The organism is Paraburkholderia sp. 22099 (genome assembly GCF_052045835.1).
Taxonomy (GTDB): Bacteria; Pseudomonadota; Gammaproteobacteria; order Burkholderiales; family Burkholderiaceae; genus Paraburkholderia; species Paraburkholderia terricola.
This window is the reverse complement of the sequence record NZ_JBQEPU010000030.1, coordinates 13,574-27,066: the sequence shown is the minus strand read 5'-3', so window position 1 is coordinate 27,066 and position 13,493 is coordinate 13,574. Positions and strand designations below refer to the sequence as shown.

Genomic DNA, 13,493 nt, shown 5'->3' with positions numbered 1-13,493 from the left:
ATTCTAGGAGACGGCTTGGCTTTCTTGAAGTCAACAGAGCTTGCCTATCAGGCCATTCCGTTCGCAAACCGGGCCAATGCCGTCGCGGCTATGGCGATAACGCGGCAGGCTGGAAAGGGTGTTTTTCCATTCGGTCAACGCCTGGCCCGAGAGAACGCAATGAAGAGCGTCGACGTCGACGCGATGGTCAACGTCGTCATCATTCATCGACGGGAAGACGGGGCAGCGGTGATTTTCCTGCCGCGTGTGTTTCAATCCTTGCGCTGCACTTCTGCAAAGTACTGTGGCGCTTCGCGTCGATCGAACATGCCATATTCCCGGACCACGCGGATGTGCCGCAGGCGAACGCCCTCCGGCAATGCCGCGGTGCGCTCGAACGTTTGGGCGGCGGCGAGATCGCTCCACGTCGCGACCGCTATAACGTCGCCGGGCGTCATCAGTGCGTCGAGCGCGTCCCATGCGACGAGGCCGGACGCCTCCATGTCGAGGCCAAGCGACTTCGCGACTGCGTCCGCACTCGCCTGCTTGACCCAGTCCGGCGCGCACCTTGTGTCGAGCAGAGTGACGGCCTTGCCGACGCCTGTCTCCGTCGCATCGAGGCGTTGCTCCATCAGTTCTTGCCCGGCGGGTACGTGCGTATCGGCGACGGTCTGCCCAATGCGCAAGCGGTAATCGGCAAACACACGATCACGCGCCGCCTGCTGCACCTTGTGGTGATTCGTCGTGACACGCCAGCGCACCAGCGACTTCTCATCGCGCCAGCTCGATAGCGAGAGGAGCCACCCCTGGCGCGTGAGGCTCGCGTAGCGTGTGTTGTCGACGAAGCCTTCGATCTGTTCGAGCTCCGGGCGCAGCATCTTCGCCATGCCGAGGTAGGCATCGAACTGGTCGTGGATCGGGTTGACTTCGAGCATTGCAGAGAACATGGATTCCTTCGTCTGGTTGAGGTTGCCGGTAACGCGGCAACGGCAGAGGACGCGGCAAGCGTGATCGTCCGATCTGGATCAACCGGATCGTTGCGATGTGGCCGGCGCGCGATGCGTCAGCTTATTGTGGAAGAAGGACCGAGGTTCTTGAAGTACGGGTAGGCAGCCTATTGGGCCATTCCGTACCGGAATTTTGCCAGGCTCATCGCGATTGGTATGTTGCAGGCAAGCGGGATCGGAACGGGCTAGTCTTCGGTTGTCGAAACCGCATCAGTCGACGCCACTGCAAGACGAAGTTCGCGGTATGCAATCACTAATGCATCGAGGCTGAATGTCCGGTTCAGTCCGCTGGGATTGGGCAAGACCCATGCGCGGGCGCCGCCGAATGCGAGGGGTTGCGGACCCCACTCGATGTCGCGCACGCCGGACATTGCGGAGATGGCCATTTTCCCGAGGAACGCAACGCATTGCGGTGCATACCGTTCAATCTTCCGCTCAAAACCGGATGCGGCGGCACTGAACTCCCATGACGTTAGTTCGTCCGCTCGTGCGGTCGGACGCGAAACGACAGTTGTCAGCCCGCAGCCATACCGCAGCAGAGTGCGGTCGTCTTCAGGACGGATCTGTTCAGGGGTAAAGCCGGCGAGATGAATGGCCCGCCAGAACCGGTTGCCTCTGCCCGAAAAGTGGCGGCCGCTCGATGCTGCCAGGGCGCCCGGATTTATTCCGCAAAATATGACTGACAGACCCATTTCGGCGATGTCCGGAAGAGATTCGAGCGAATCCGAGCGGATCGTGGATGGGGCAGATCTTTTTATGAGGTTCATTCGAGCCGCTGCGTGCGATTGACGAGCCACCACTTTGGGCTGCCCCATGAACAGGGACAAGCGGAAAGAGCGCCGATTTCAGGTCAGATGTAGCGTGATTCCGGCCACCACTAAGAGACGCCATCCGTTTTCGATGCGAGGGCGGCGAGGGATGGCGAACCGTGCCGGTTCTGACGAGGCGCGACTACCTTACGCTTTCGATCCCTGCTGACGCGACTTGCCCGCTGCCACCGCTATACGACACCGGCTGTGTGCCTGCCACGCCGCGAAACCGTTGGCGATATTGTTTGGGCGTGACATTGAGCCGCCGCGAGAAAGTCGTTCGCATATGCGTGGCGCTGTGAAAGCCGCACTTGTACGCCACCGTCTTGAGAGGCGCATCGGTTTCTTCGAGCAGCCTCCTTGCGGTGTCGACGCGAACCTGTTCGACAAACGCGGACGGTGTCGCCTTCGCATACTTCGCGAACAGCCGGGAGAAGGTGCGCCGGCTGACCGAAACTGCGCTGGCAAGCTGCTCGATCGACAGCGTATCGGTGATGTGCTCGGTCACATACTGGAGCACCTTGCCGACGATCGGATCCTGGTCCTTGCGTATTCCGAGGTAAGGACTGTACTGAGATTGACCGCCTTCCCGCTGAATGTAGACCACCAGACGCTTCGCAACCCGCACGGCGAGCTCGTGTCCCCAGTCTTCCGCCACGAGCGATAGACACAGGTCGATACCCGCCGTCACGCCGGCGGAAGTAAACAGGCGCCCATCACGGATGAAAATGCTGTCGGGCTGCACGCACGCCTGCGGAAATTCGTCGGCCAGGCGCCCGGCATCTGCCCAGTGAGTCGTCACATCCTTGCCATCGAGGAGCCCAGCGTGCGCGAGCAGGAATGCTCCGTTGCACACGGAGCCGAACCGTGCGGCGCCGCGCGACTGGTCTCGCAACCACTGCAGGAATTCGCTTCGCGGTTGCGTATTGGGCAACTGCGGTCCTCCCGCGATCAGCAGCAGATCGAACGGCGTGTCGAAGTCCGCGAAGCCAAAGGGAACCGAAAGCTGCATGCCGTTCGAGCAGGACACCGTGCCGGCGTCGCATGCCACGACAGAGACCTGATACCTCTGATGTTCAGACAGATACGTGTTTGCTTCTGCGAATACGTCCAGGGGACCTGCAACATCCAACGCCTGTACACCATCGAATACGACAATGGCGACTTTCATGCTGTGACCTTCTTTGATTGTGAGCGCTTGCGGGTGCCGCCAGGCGACCCTTCCCAAGACGAGCGGAGTAAGCGCGATGACAGCAATTTGAAGGGCAGAATATCAGCTTACCGCGATGGCCGTATGCCGGCTATGCCGTATCGGGCAAATGTCCGCCGGATTGTTGCCCCGCAGACCGGCGCTTAGGCGGCCCGCGACCCGGAGATCGTCATGGCTCGAATGTGCTGCATCTTGGCCCATATACAGCCTTCGTGGACGCGCATGCTGTTTCAATCGTTGTCAGAATGGCCAGAACCATTCCTCACGATTCTTCCAGAAGCACATCAAAAAAGTGCTGGACGGACGCTGCCTTGTACGGAGAACCCGTCTGAGCAATCGTCCGTAAGCTGGTAAAGAACATACGCTGTTCTCGAGTTGGAAGGGAAACCGCCTTTTGATTTTGGCCGCTGACATTCGTCGGCGCCCGTTTCCATGCGAGCCAGCCATGACCCGAAATCCGAACCCTGCCTTGGAAGTCTTGCCGCCACCACCCGTTGCCGGCGAATTGATGTCGGGAGCCGATATCATCCTGCGGGTACTCAGCGAACAGGGCGTCGATACCGTATTCGGCTATAGCGGCGGTGCGATTTTGCCGACTTACGACGCTGTCTTTCGTTTCAACGAGATGCACCACGAGAGCCCTGAGCGCCAGATCAATCTCGTTGTGCCCGCCAATGAACAGGCGGCCGGCTTCATGGCCGCCGGGTATGCGCGCGCGAGCGGAAGAGTCGGCGTGTTCATGGTGACCTCAGGTCCGGGGGCGACCAACGCGGTGACCCCGATCGCCGACTGCAACGGCGATTCGGTGCCCGTGGTTCTCATATGCGGACAGGTACCGCGTGCGATGATCGGCACGGATGCTTTTCAGGAAGCGCCCGTCTTCAACATCATGTCGGCATGCGCAAAGCAGGTGTTTCTGGTGACCGACCCGGCAAAGCTGGAACGGACACTGCGGACCGCATTCGAAGTCGCTCGCAGCGGCCGTCCCGGCCCGGTTGTCGTGGACGTGCCGAAGGACATCCAGAACTGGACCGGAATCTATCACGGGCAAGGTACGTTGGAGTTTCGAGGCTACTCGGACCGCCTTCGAATGGTGGCAAAAGGCGCTCGTCTGGAAGAACACAAGCGCACTGAGTTCTTCGACTTGCTGGCGCAAAGCGAACGACCGTTGCTGTATGCCGGCGGCGGCGTCATCGCGGCTGGCGCGACGGCTGAGTTGCGGCAGTTTTCAGAGCGCTATGGGATTCCCGTGGTGACCACGCTGATGGGCCTCGGCGCAATGTCCGCGAAAGACGAACTGTATCTCGGCATGCTCGGCATGCACGGCATGGCCCACGCGAACTACGCGGTGGAAGACTGCGACTTCCTGATCGCCGTGGGTGCCCGATTCGATGATCGTGTCGCCGGTGGCCGCCCCGATGCATTTGCGCCACGAGCGCGGTATGTCGCGCATATCGACATCGATGAGGCGGAAATCAACAAGGTCAAACGGGCGCACTGGGCACACGTAGGCGACGCAAGAAACACATTGCTGTCGTTGATGAAACAGGAGCCGCCAGCGCAACCGCCCTCGGTTTGGCTCGACCATATCAAGGCATTGAAGAGAACCTACGGGATGAGCTACGACCGGAACAATCCGGCGATTCAGCCCCAGTTCGTCGTTGAAAAACTCAGTGAAATTACAGGCGGGCGAGCGATCATCTGCACTGGCGTCGGCCAGCATCAGATGTGGGCCGCGCAGTTTTTCGACTTTGTCGAGCCTCGAAGCTTTCTGACTTCGGGCAGCATGGGGACGATGGGTTTCGGGCTGCCCGCCGCTATTGGCGCGCAACTGGCGCGACCGGATGCCCTTGTGATCGACATCGACGGTGACGGCAGCATCCGCATGAATGTCGGCGAACTCGAGACGGCGAGCACTTATGGAGTGCCCGTCAAAGTACTGCTGCTCAACAATCTCGGTGACGGAATGATCCGGCAGTGGCAGCGTCTCTTTTATGACGGCCGGTTGTGCGTGAGCGACAAGTCGCTCCATCGCAAGAATTTTGTCATGGCAGCTCGGGCCGATGGGTTCGAGTTTGCCCGTCGCGTTGATGCAATGAGCGAACTCGATAAGCAACTCAAGGCCTTCGTGGCATTCGACGGACCGGCTTTCCTCGAGATCATGGTCGACGAGAACGCGGATGTGTTTCCGATGGTGGGGCCTGGGCAAAGCTACTCGAATATGATTACCGGTCCCTTCATTCCGTCGCGCTCTGAGCGAGAAACCCAAGGGAAGGGCGCCGGACGTCAAGCGGCTGCGGATATGTTTTAGTCATGGCAGTAACGATGTGCGTTGCGACGATTCTGCTCAACTGCTCGTAAGCTTGCTTTTCGTAGTAGGAGAGGGCATGCGGCGGCGGCTCATCGCCTGTCCAGCTCAGAAGCGCGTTATTACTTGTCCGGCTCATTGAGCTTGCCGGTGTAGCGATCCAGATGAATTTCCACATCTGCCTTTCCCTGGGCGGGCGGTCTAGGCAAGTAAGCGCAACCGGAAGGCTGCTCCGCATCGGACATCTGCCGCTGTACACTCGGCGGTATAACCGTCGGGTTCTGGTCGGCTGCTGCCGATGCCACTAATCGCGCGGTTCACATTGCGCATGCCGATTGCGTTCGATAGTGGGCGGCCAGAAGCAAACTTTCAAATGTCCGCCCACATGACCGGGACCCTTACTGCGGCTTGGTCAGATCCTGCCCAATTGCGACGACAACCGCCTGCTCGCAATCCTTGAGACCTGCGACCGACTGATCGAACTGGTCGATCAAGGTGCCGAAACTGCCATAGTGATATTTTGCGTCCGCTTCGACGTGGACAGAGTTGGCCTTGATATCCCAGCCGCAGGCGAATGTCTTGAAGTACATGTCTTGTTTGGACTTCGAGTCGAGCAGACGAGCGCGGACGACGACCCACGGAATGAAATCGCTCGATTCCGGCGGGGATACGTAACCAAACGAGGTGATCCATACGCTCAGGATCGCGTCGGCGTTGGTCTTGACATCGGAAAAGTCGTCGGACTTGCCGTCGCTTGAGAGCTTGGCGTGCTGGTCGTGCAACGGAACAATTTCATAGCCATTACTGGACAGTCGCGTTGTCAGGCCATCGTTAACGACGGGAGCGAAGGCAATCTTTTCGCTTGCCACGCGCTGCGTGTATGTACTCGTATGATTGGCGTTGATCCCGCCTTGCACCAGTCCACCAATCAATCCAAATGCTCCGGCAGCACCACCGAAGTTGACAACGCTCTCTCCGCGCGGTTCGGTGACATCTAGCATAGCGATCGAATGGAGCTTTTCACGATTGCTGGCGGCGAGATCGGTTTTCGGAAGTGAAGCACAGCCCGTGAGTAGTGTTGTTGCAACGATAAAACCCGCGACTGCAGAAGTTGAAAGCGTTTTGTTATCCATGACCTTTTATTTGTGGATTGAGAGTGCGACGCCATTGGCCGGTGTCTTTGAATGGAGGCCACCCTCACGGCAAATTCAGACACAGGCAAGCTATTTATCGGCGCTGTTTGCATGAACTTTAAATTTCTAACTGAGATGCATCACTCTCGATAAAAGACCATGGTCATCCAGGTCTGGCCCCGTGCAGTGCAGGCGGCACTGTACCGCCGCCGGACGCAGGAGCGGGGCGCCAGGCGCCCCTTCGTTGCGCCGCGCCGGCCGCACTCAGGCGAACAAAGAATATTGCGGTCGACGTATGCCGACTGCATCGGAGCACGCGGCCACAAGCAGTCATCTGGCCATCGGATACTGCTGCCATTCGAACGTCGGCAATAGCTCCGAAGCCGACGGACAAACTGCCTAGCCGAGCCTGGACTCCGCCATCGCTTGAATCAGCTCGTCGGGATGCGGCAAGAACTGGCACTTGGCCGAGGCAACGAGTTTGAATCGGACGTAGAGAGCCAGCATTTTGCGTGGTTGTCAGTGTTCGCTTTGAAGATCGCGACCAGGCTCTTTGCGAGGCCTATAGAGCATTTCGTCGAGCAGTCGGCGGTGGAATTGAAAGTAGCAAGACGGCCGCTAACCTGTGGTTGCAGCCGTCGGGAGACTCTTCGCTATCCTGCCTGGTCTTCGAAGTGGCGAATCGTCGCGTCGTATGCGCGCATAGCCATTTCTTCCAACGGGAGCTTGCGCTCGACTTCCGAGAGAATCTCGACGCCCCACGGACCATCGAAGCCCGTTGCTTGCACTGCTTTGATAAACCCGTTTACGTCGAGGACACCCTCGCCCGGCAGGCGACGCTTATGACAGGTGTCTATCCACAGCGGCTCGATTGCGTAACGGTCTGCGTCGTCCAGTTCGATGCCCTTGATGAACTCGGGCTTGATCGTGGCGATTTCCTTGAAATCGACATTGCCGCGGCTCAGATGCCATATGTCGAGCAGCAGACCGGCGTTCGCCTTGTTCGCGCCTTCGACAATGGCCTTGCCGGTTTCAATCGTACGGACGTTGCTGAAAGGCATGATTTCGAGCATGACTTGCGTTCCGCGCTTCTCAGCGTCCTCCGCCAGTTTGCCAAATTCTTCGACCATGAGCGGGACGTCTGCGGTGTCCTCGCCGATACCTGGGCCGACCTTCACGATGCGCGCGCGCAGCTCTTCGGCAGCCTTGAGGTAGTAGTACCGCATGCTGTCGGAGGTGCGGCGACGCTCGCCGGTTTGATACCAATCGACCAAAAATTCGAACTCAACGTGCTTGATGCCGTTGGCTTCGAGGATGCGGCGCATTTCCGGGAAGCCAATCTTGTCGGCGGTGGCGTAGATGTCCGAGTGAATCAGGCCGATGCCGTCCCAACCAGCCTTCGCTGCCGCTTCCACTCGGTCCTTGAAGCTGAAAGGGCTGATTTCGGTCGGACCGAAGGGATAGACATCGCCCGAGAGCGTGAAATAAGCGGCGACAAGTTCGACTTTGGACCTGGACATGTGAGACCTCTTGAAAGTGACGACGAGCGATGCGGCGCGTCGCGGGGGAATCGATGCCCTGGACTATCACGGAGAAGTCACAGCAGATAAAGAGCCCCCGGATCGTCTTTCCGTAGAATAAAAGTACACAATCGGGCGAAGCCGAGCGTTGCTTGCCGCTGCGGGACCGCCGCATCTGGCTTATCGCCCGATTCTTGAACTGTTCGGTGACAATCTCTCCGAAGCTGTCGTCATTTTTCCAGTGAGAGGAAATAACTTTTCGTTCTGTCGCATTTTTCTTTCCCATACCAGGCCTTACTGTGCCTCCACCAGAACATCAAAACCCGGCTCTTCCACGACATGGGCCTATTGGAGACACAGCATGAACTTCCGCAAATCCATCGTTTCTTGTTTTGCTCTCGCGGCCGTCGCAAGCGCATTTGGTACGAGCGCCCGTGCGGCCGACCAGCCTCGCGTTGCGCTGCTCATGCCGACGCAGAGCGTTGAATACTGGGCGCTCTATGTGAAGGGCTTCGAGAAGGAAGCCGCCGCCCAGGGCCTCAAGCTCGATGTGAAGGTAAGCAACTACGACCCGAACGAACAATCCACTCTGGTCGACCAGACACTTGCCCAGAAGCCCGATGTCATCGTCCTTGTCCCGGTGGACTCGAGCGCGATGGTCCCGTCGATTCGCAAGATTGACCAGGCCAAAATTCCGCTAGTCATCTCGAATTCGATGCCCGACCAGAAGTACTCCCGGTACTGGAAGGTCTTCACGGGCCCGAACGACATCAGCAATGGCGAAGTAGCCGCGAAGACGATGATTCAGGGCTTCAAGGAAAAGGGCTATGGCGATAAAGGCAAGGTCATCGTCATTAACGGGCCGATGGGCACGCCGCCGCAGGTTCAGCGCTATCAAGGCTTTGTGGAGGGCCTCAAGAAGAACGCGCCTCGAATTGAAGTCGTCGGTTCGCAACCGGCAGACTGGGACGCTGTGAAGGCAGAAGCGGCCGCGTCGGCGCTCTTTACTCAATTCAAGGACGTGAAAGGCGTCTACACGGAGAACGACTCGCAACTTCGCGGTGTCGTGACTGCGGCACAGCGCCTCGGACTCGACCCGTCGAAGCTCGTCATCATTGGCCACGGCTGCGACTCTGGTGCGGTCGAAGCCATTTCCGCCGGAAAGGCATACGCCACGGTCGAGCAGTCCCCGTTTGACGACGGTGCGTACGCTGCACGGGCCGCCAAAGATCTCGCGTCGGGCAAGGCGCCGCAAGCCATTCAGTATCTACCGAATCCTGCTGCAACGAAGACGACGCTGAACGTCTGCTACTCGCAGAAGAAGTAACGCCGTTCTGCACAGTTGACCGTCGCGCAGGCGGCGGAACGTTTTTCGCGACCCTTCGGGGTCGCTTTCGTTTTACGAACGGAGACAACCATGAGACGAGAGATTGGCGTAGCTGTGATTGGCACTGGCTTCATGGGAAAGGCGCACGCACTGGCGTATCGTGCCGTCTATGGCCAATACGGATATTTCCTTCCACCGGAAATATCATTTCGCCGCAGCGCATTTTTCTTTTCCAGGCGAACTAATAACCTGTTACTCAACAATACCGAAGCCGCTGACGCGAGTTTCTGCTGGAGACGACATGCGTTCCTGCGCACGCAGCGATTCCCTGCGAATTTCTCTCCTCAAAGACCACCAACAGCAGCGTCGCTGATGCCGCAGCGCCTCCTGGCTCGTTCGAAGCCCTGGACAGCGAAATGCCCAGCATCGACGCAGGACATCGGTAATCGACATGTATGCCGGCACCCACACACGACCAGCTACGCGCAGGAGGTGGGCCACTGTGACAGGCATCAGCACTTGACAGCGGATGACCGAAGAGTCTCCGCGTTTGGAGGAAGACAATGCTACAAGACGCGAATCCCGACGCCGAGCCGGTAGCTGCCCAGAGTCTGCTCTGCGCTCGCAATCTCACAAAACATTATGGTGGCGTCAAAGCGCTTACAGGCGTCAGCCTCGAACTGGCGCCGGGCGAGATTCATGCGCTGTGCGGAGAGAACGGCGCGGGCAAGAGCACGTTCATCAAAATTCTCGGTGGCCTCGTTCAGCCTGACGACGGAGAAATCACCGTCGACGGCCACCATCTGAAGCTTGGGAGTCGCACGGATCCCCGACTGATCTCCATCGTTCACCAGGAGCTTGCAATCGTTCCGACGCTGTCGGTACTCGACAACATTCTTCTCGGTGGCGCCGACCAGAGCGAAATCTACCGACGCAGCCAGTATCGCGACTCTGTCCGCGAGCGTCTCGACTCGGTGGGGTTGTCACACGTCAAGCTGGATGCGCCGGCGTCCCGGCTCAGCCTTGCCGAATGCCAACTCGTGGAAATCGCGCGTGGCATGTCGCGGCAGGCGAGGGTGCTGCTCCTCGACGAGCCGACTGCGACCTTGTCGGATGCGGAGATTGTGCGAGTCTTCGACGTCGCGCGCAGGCTGCGTGACCAGGGCACCGCAATGATTTTCGTGAGTCACCGGCTCGATGAGGTCTTTGCACTGACGGACCGGGTAACGGTTTTCCGCAACGGCCAGCACGTTCTGACGCAACGTACCTCCGACATGACGACTGCTGAAGTGGTCAAGGCAATGATCGGGCGTGAACTTGTGCATGGCAGGGCCAAGCCGCCCGAGAGGCGCGCTGATCTCGCGCCTCGACTGTCGGTCTCCAACCTGACGGTTGCAGACAAGGTCGAAGACCTGTCGGTCGATGTGGCGCCAGGCGAGATTCTCGCGGTTGTCGGTCAGCTTGGTTCGGGAGCCGAAGTCCTTGTCGAGGCGCTCGCCGGACTTCGCGGCGACATCTCCAACTCAGTCAAGGTCGACGGACAGGCAATCAAACTTGACAGCATCCGCAGTTCCCTGAAGGCCGGGATCGCATACGTCGCCGAGGACCGTGCGGATAAGGGCGTGTTTCTGGATGCGCCGATAGCAATCAATATCACGGCCTCTGTAATGGCGAAGTTCAGCAAGGCTGGCATTATGCGGCGCGCCGGCGAGCAGGAAGAGGCCCGGCGCCTCGCATCGATGTTCGCCATCGACCTGAAGCGCCTTCCTCATGAAGTGTCGACGCTCAGCGGCGGCAATCAGCAAAAGGTGTCGCTCGCTAAAGCCGTCGCGCTCGCACCTCGGCTGTTGCTGTTGAACGAGCCTACCCGAGGTGTTGACATTGGCGCTCGCGCGGAGATCTATTCGACCCTTCGCAAAATGGCGGATGACGGGTTGGCGATTGTCTTCTACTCGACAGACCTCGAAGAAATTCTCGAACTCGCGGACACCGTTCTCACTGTTTTCCGTGGCCGGATGGTCCGCCATAAACCTCGATTCGAAATCGATGGTGACACGCTGCTCCACGACATCGTCGCGGGCGACAGCGACGTATCTCACGGCCACGTCTCTTTCCGAAATCAACCTGCGGAGGTGGGTAATGCATAAGACCGCTCTGGAACCCACTGCACAGGTGTCGCCAACGGCGTTGCGACGGTGGGCATCTGCACTTTTTGGAACGACGAGCATTCATGCGGCGTCGATCCGAATCGCTACGCTCGTCCTCATCGTCGTCGCAGCAGCCATCGTGCCGCACTTCACGGAGTTCGGGAACGTTCAGTCGCTAATGTACTCGGTTGCAGCAGTCGGCATTGGCGCTATCGGTATGGCGCTCGTCACCCTCAGCGGGAATCTGTTCATGCTTTCGATGGGTGCGACGGCCGCGGTCTCCACCGTCATGTTTGCAGCGCTCATTCATTTGGGCTTGGGTACGACGCTGCTGCTCGTCGTATTGAGCGGCCTGCTGATGGGCATTGTGCAGGGCGGAATCATCGCTCTGGGGAAGGCGAACCCCATCATCACGACGATTGCCACCTCGTCAATCATCATCGGTGCAGGCGTCATCTACACCGGCGGCCTGACGGTCATCGGCAAAGGCGATGCCGCCTGGCTTGGTCAGGGCAAGCTGTTCGGCTGGCTGCCGACTCAAATCCTCGTGCTGGCCATTTTTGCTGCAATTGCGAGTTTCATCCTCCAGAAGTCGCGCATTGGACGCGAAATCCGATTGCTCGGAATGCAGGCTGAGGTTGCGCGTATTGCCGGACTCCGGACGATGGCCGCGACACTCGTCTGCTACGCGTTCGCTGGCGCAGCAGCGGCACTGGCCGGCTCTCTGATCGCCTCATCGTCGGCCCAAGGCAATCTGACGTACGGCATCGACCTCGACTTCAACGCGATCGCAGCCGTGCTGGTCGGTGGCATTTCGATTCGCGGCGGGCGTGGCCATATTTCGGATGCGGTCACCGGTGCCATCTTCCTCGCGGTCATCGGCAACATCCTCCTGGTCAGCGGCGTGAGCTACGAGTACCAGCTGGTCGCGAAAGGCATCGTGGTTCTCGCAGCGGTGGTGTTCGGCGCGTTGCTCGCCCGGCTCGGTCCGGGACGGAAATAACAGGAGACTCGGAAATGCATCAATCTCAACGACTTCTCAATCTGGCGATTCGGATCGTCCTGCTTGTTGGCATGCCGGTTATCTTCGGCCTCAGCGTCAATCACTACTTTTCGCAGGCCAACCTCTACGCGATTTTCCAGGCGTTTGCGTTCCTTGGAATCATCGCACTCGGGCTTTCGGTCACGATGGTTGCTGGTGAATTCGACCTGAGCGTAGCGGCAATCTCGACGGTGGCTGGGCTCATCACTGTGAAATTCGGCGGCGATAGTGCTTTGCTCGGCATTCTGTACGCGGTTGTCTTCGGGGTGGTGGTGGGCGTTGCAAACGCAGCCTTGTTGCCACGGCTCGGCGTTTCCTCGCTGGTGACCACCGTTGGGTCGATGATGTTTCTGACCGGCGTAGGGTACTGGCTCGCAGGGGGGCGCGTCTTGAGCTACGGCAATCTGGACGTCAGCGACTTTCTCGACCATAACGTGGCAGGCATTTTCTCGCCTCGAAGCTTCATTACAATCGCCTGTTTCGTCGTGATCTCGTTGTTCCTGCGCTTCACTACGCTCGGTCGCGACATCTACGCTTCAGGTGGCCATCGAAAGGCGGCGATTCAGAGTGGTGCACGGGTCGGCAAAGCACTGACGGTTGGTTTTGTCATCTCCGGTGGGTTGTCGGCGCTGGGTGGGGGTCTGCTCTCGCTGAGCCTCGCGACCGCCTCCGCGACGATGGGCAGCAACATCCTGCTCCAGGCGGCCTCAGCGGCCATCGTCGGCGGTATTGCGCTGGGCGGCGGTATCGGTTCACCACTCGGTGTCGCGATGGGCGTTCTCATTCTCACCATCCTGAATAACGGCCTGGGTTTGTTGAGTGCCACGTCCACACAGATTCTTCTCGTGAATGGGCTGTTGCTGCTCATCGTGGTTTTGCTTGACGGGCGTCTGGGTGCGGTATTGGCCTCGCCGCTGGAACGGTTCGCTCGCAGAAAGGCATCCGCGCCCGTCTGACTTTTGCTCGCATTGGCGCAATCCGACGTGCTCCTGAAGAGCGCGTCAGTATTTC

Annotated in this window: 11 protein-coding genes; 5 read left to right on the top strand and 6 right to left on the bottom strand. The window is 59.0% G+C overall.

Annotated features, from left to right (window positions below; translation table 11 throughout):
- Positions 1-30 precede the first annotated feature (30 nt).
- The 4 genes from ACTJLC_RS24655 to ACTJLC_RS24640 all read right to left on the bottom strand — a co-directional run bounded on the left by ACTJLC_RS24655 (position 31) and on the right by ACTJLC_RS24640 (position 2,966).
- Positions 31-255, bottom strand: coding sequence for a hypothetical protein (locus ACTJLC_RS24655; protein ID WP_310134060.1), 225 nt, complete (start codon positions 253-255; stop codon positions 31-33).
- Complete coding sequence (locus tag ACTJLC_RS24650; RefSeq protein WP_310134057.1) at positions 252-926, bottom strand: antibiotic biosynthesis monooxygenase family protein; 675 nt, start codon at positions 924-926, stop codon at positions 252-254. Before ACTJLC_RS24650 ends, ACTJLC_RS24655 begins: the two co-directional genes overlap by 4 nt.
- A 245-nt stretch (positions 927-1,171) precedes the next feature.
- Positions 1,172-1,753: a G/U mismatch-specific DNA glycosylase gene (gene mug, locus ACTJLC_RS24645; RefSeq protein ID WP_310317707.1), complete on the bottom strand. Its 582-nt coding sequence runs from the start codon at positions 1,751-1,753 to the stop codon at positions 1,172-1,174.
- Positions 1,754-1,937: 184 nt separating this feature from the next.
- Positions 1,938-2,966: a GlxA family transcriptional regulator gene (locus tag ACTJLC_RS24640; RefSeq protein WP_073430249.1), complete on the bottom strand. Its 1,029-nt coding sequence runs from the start codon at positions 2,964-2,966 to the stop codon at positions 1,938-1,940.
- 484 nt (positions 2,967-3,450) lie between these two features.
- On the opposite strand from ACTJLC_RS24640, the gene ilvB reads away from it, so the two are divergent.
- On the top strand, positions 3,451-5,316 hold the full coding sequence (gene ilvB, locus ACTJLC_RS24635; protein WP_310134054.1) for a biosynthetic-type acetolactate synthase large subunit: 1,866 nt from the start codon (positions 3,451-3,453) through the stop codon (positions 5,314-5,316).
- A gap of 395 nt (positions 5,317-5,711) precedes the next feature.
- Here ilvB and ACTJLC_RS24630 read toward each other — a convergent pair whose 3' ends face one another.
- A complete protein-coding gene (locus ACTJLC_RS24630; protein WP_310134050.1) occupies positions 5,712-6,446 on the bottom strand; it encodes a hypothetical protein in 735 nt (244 codons plus the stop codon).
- A gap of 653 nt (positions 6,447-7,099) precedes the next feature.
- Positions 7,100-7,966: a sugar phosphate isomerase/epimerase family protein gene (locus ACTJLC_RS24625; protein ID WP_310317710.1), complete on the bottom strand. Its 867-nt coding sequence runs from the start codon at positions 7,964-7,966 to the stop codon at positions 7,100-7,102.
- Between the two features lie 361 nt (positions 7,967-8,327).
- On the opposite strand from ACTJLC_RS24625, the gene ACTJLC_RS24620 reads away from it, so the two are divergent.
- From ACTJLC_RS24620 to ACTJLC_RS24605, 4 genes are all read left to right on the top strand, one after another.
- On the top strand, positions 8,328-9,293 hold the full coding sequence (locus tag ACTJLC_RS24620) for a sugar ABC transporter substrate-binding protein (protein WP_440845494.1): 966 nt from the start codon (positions 8,328-8,330) through the stop codon (positions 9,291-9,293).
- A gap of 563 nt (positions 9,294-9,856) precedes the next feature.
- The gene (locus ACTJLC_RS24615) at positions 9,857-11,440 is read left to right on the top strand and encodes a sugar ABC transporter ATP-binding protein (protein WP_310317717.1); all 1,584 of its coding nucleotides are present in this window, start codon (positions 9,857-9,859) and stop codon (positions 11,438-11,440) included.
- Positions 11,433-12,443, top strand: coding sequence for an ABC transporter permease (locus ACTJLC_RS24610; RefSeq protein ID WP_310317719.1), 1,011 nt, complete (start codon positions 11,433-11,435; stop codon positions 12,441-12,443). Before ACTJLC_RS24615 ends, ACTJLC_RS24610 begins: the two co-directional genes overlap by 8 nt.
- Before the next feature lie 14 nt (positions 12,444-12,457).
- Complete coding sequence (locus tag ACTJLC_RS24605) at positions 12,458-13,438, top strand: ABC transporter permease (RefSeq protein WP_310317722.1); 981 nt, start codon at positions 12,458-12,460, stop codon at positions 13,436-13,438.
- Positions 13,439-13,493 lie beyond the last annotated feature (55 nt).